The organism is Bifidobacterium sp. POST2/T3 (B1) (genome assembly GCF_058197115.1).
Genome location: NZ_JBVPQK010000356.1, coordinates 1 through 2,658, shown reverse-complemented (window position 1 = coordinate 2,658; position 2,658 = coordinate 1). Strand labels below are relative to the sequence as shown.

3 protein-coding genes are annotated in these 2,658 nt (G+C 59.9%); 2 read left to right on the top strand and 1 reads right to left on the bottom strand.

Annotated elements, in window-relative coordinates:
• Positions 1-1,005, top strand: a 1,005-nt coding sequence (locus AC0AP0_RS11550) for a universal stress protein (RefSeq protein ID WP_490430572.1), incomplete at its 5' end; no start/stop codon positions are given.
• A gap of 90 nt (positions 1,006-1,095) precedes the next feature.
• Here AC0AP0_RS11550 and AC0AP0_RS11545 read toward each other — a convergent pair.
• Complete coding sequence (locus tag AC0AP0_RS11545) at positions 1,096-1,509, bottom strand: OsmC family protein (RefSeq protein ID WP_144178513.1); 414 nt, start codon at positions 1,507-1,509, stop codon at positions 1,096-1,098.
• 142 nt (positions 1,510-1,651) lie between these two features.
• On the opposite strand from AC0AP0_RS11545, the gene AC0AP0_RS11540 reads away from it, so the two are divergent.
• Positions 1,652-2,527: a thymidylate synthase gene (locus AC0AP0_RS11540; RefSeq protein ID WP_463603573.1), complete on the top strand. Its 876-nt coding sequence runs from the start codon at positions 1,652-1,654 to the stop codon at positions 2,525-2,527.
• The last annotated feature ends 131 nt before the right edge of the window (positions 2,528-2,658 follow it).

Below are 2,658 nucleotides of genomic sequence, written 5' to 3'. Positions count from 1 at the left end.
GACGCCAGCTACAAGGCGGCGTGGTGGGCCGCCAACTACGCTAAGCATGCAGGGTTGACCCTGCAAATCGTCTGCGCATATTCCCTTCCCTCTTATGCGGCTGTCTCTTTCGACGCGACCTACACCACCATGGGAGACGACGTAGCGGCTCACAACGATGCCCAGGAGATTCTCTCAAAGGCCAAGGCCATCGCCGATGAACAAGGTGTCGGTGCAGCCACGCTGATTGTGACGGGGGATCCCTCCTCGGTCTTCGTGGAGCTGAGCCGCAACTACCGGCTGATTGTCATCGGGAACCGGGGCAAGGGCGGCCTGGCTGAGCGGCTGCTGGGCACCACAAGCTCCAGCCTGCCCGCCTATGCCTACTGCCCTATCGTGGTCGTTCCCTACACCGACGACGATGGCAACCTGATGCATTTGAGCAACGACATCAAGCGGGTTGCCGTGGGTTCCGACGAGTCTAAGTGGGGTCTTAAGGCATTGCAGATTGCCGCCGCTTTCGCTGATAGCTGGAATGCCGAGCTGGATGTGATGTCTGCAGTGCCCAATATCTCCGGACTGACCGGCACGGGCTCGGCCGAGGAGCGCAGCGTCATGGACTCCTATCTGGATGATCTCAATACCCGAATCACTCCGCTCATGAAGACCTATCCCGATCTGCGCATCAACAAGACCGTGGTGCCAGGGTCTGCCGTAGAGGCCTTGACCCAGGCCAGCAAGACTCATGACGTGGTCGTAGTCGGCTCGCGGGGCCGCGGCGGCTTCACCGGGCTCCTGCTGGGATCTACCAGCCAGGGCCTCCTGCAGCATGCGGTCAGCCCCGTTTACGTGGTGCCGCGCAAATATGTGGAGGCCGAGGAATCCGGTCTCAAAGCTGCAGCCGACGCGGCAGAAAGCACGGATGTGGCCGATATCACCGGAGTGGAGAAGATCTCTGTGGATTTGGCCAAACCCGAGCAACTGGCTGATCTGGAGTCGACCATCGATCCCGAGCATAAGGAGTAAGGCGGTCGATTCAACGGCAAAATCGACGAAGAGCGGGGATTCCCGAAGTTCAATGAACCTGGGGATCCCCGCTCTTTTATGGCTGTCAGATCAGTGGCGAACCTTGACGGAGATCCTGACCGGAGTCTCCCGCTGATAGGTATGCGCCACAGTGCAGGACTTGGCAATATGGCGGCGGATCCGCTCCTCCAGCTTGTCCGCATCCTCCTGAGCCAGCCTGGCCGAAGTGGCATCGACGTCGACCTGCTCGTCGAAGCTCAGGTAGGCGTCGTCGTCGGAGTCATAGGTGCCGTCCACCACGATTTTCGCCCCCTTGCCCTTGCCCAGGGCGCTCTCAACAGCGAACTGGCTGGAGAGGGCTCCGCAGGCGGCCAGGGCGATCTTCATCAGATCGCCCGGGTTGAACTGATCCTCGCCCTTGCCGAAGGTGATGTGGGCCCCATTGTCGCCATAGGCGTTCCAGGTGCCGTCCTTGTCGCGTTCGACCCAAAGTCTCTTGCCCATCTGTTCCTCCTTGTCCGGCACCCAACGGGTGCGTCATCCGGATCCGGCCCTGTGGCCGGACCTGTTCCTCCAATCTAACCCGGACTGTGCAATTCGTCACCGGGGCGCGCTCAGCTGACCGAGGACTTGATAGTATGGCCGCATGGCCTTGACTCCCGAAGAACTGCAGCGTATTCGTACACGTATCCCTGAGCGTCCCGACTCGGACATTCCCACCCCCTATGAGGACTTGGTGCGCACCATCCTGCGCGAGGGCACCCTGAAGTCCGACAGGACGGGGACCGGCACCATATCCCTGTTCGGGCGGCAGATGCGCTTCGATCTGTCGCATTCCTTCCCCTTGATCACCACCAAGAAGGTCTACTTCCGGGGAATCGCCTACGAGTTGCTTTGGTTCCTGAAGGGATCGCAGAATGTGCGCTGGCTGCAGGAGAACCGCGTGCATATTTGGGACGAGTGGGCCGATCCGGAAACCGGGGATCTGGGTCCGGTCTATGGGGTCCAGTGGCGCAGCTGGCCCGCACCGACGCCGGAGGACCCCCATCACACCATTGACCAGATCGCCAAGGTGCTGGATCTGATACGTACCCATCCGGACTCCCGTCGAATGATCGTCACTGCTTGGAATCCAGCCCAGGTTGACAGCATGGCTCTGCCTCCTTGCCATGCGCTCTTCCAGTTCTATGTGGCCGACGGCAGGCTGAGTTGCCAGCTCTACCAGCGCTCCTGCGACATGTTCCTGGGCGTGCCTTTCAACATTGCCTCTTACGCCCTGCTGACCCTGATGATGGCCCAACAGGCCGATCTTGAACCTGGGGAATTCGTCTGGACCGGTGGCGACTGCCACATCTACGACAACCACGTGGAGCAGGTTCTGGAGCAGTTGTCGCGCAATCCTTATCCCTACCCGACCATGCGCATCCGCAAGGCCGACTCCATCTTCTCCTATCAGTATGAAGACTTCGAGGTAGTGGATTATCAATGCCACCCCGCCATCAAGGCCCCGGTGGCGGTCTGATGGTGCGCTGAGCCGAATACGGGCACCGTCGAATCCGAAGATTAGAATGTTCTCGTATATCTACTCACTATGAGGAGTGAACGCAACAGATGGAGCATGACAATAGTCGAAGCGGCTATCACGAACCCGAG

Bases quoted from the DNA above. Each gene is read 5' to 3' on its own strand.
- AC0AP0_RS11545 (WP_144178513.1), bottom strand. From the start codon at position 1,509: ATGGGCAAGAGACTTTGGGTCGAACGCGACAAGGACGGCACCTGGAAC.
- AC0AP0_RS11540 (WP_463603573.1), top strand. From the start codon at position 1,652: ATGGCCTTGACTCCCGAAGAACTGCAGCGTATTCGTACACGTATCCCT.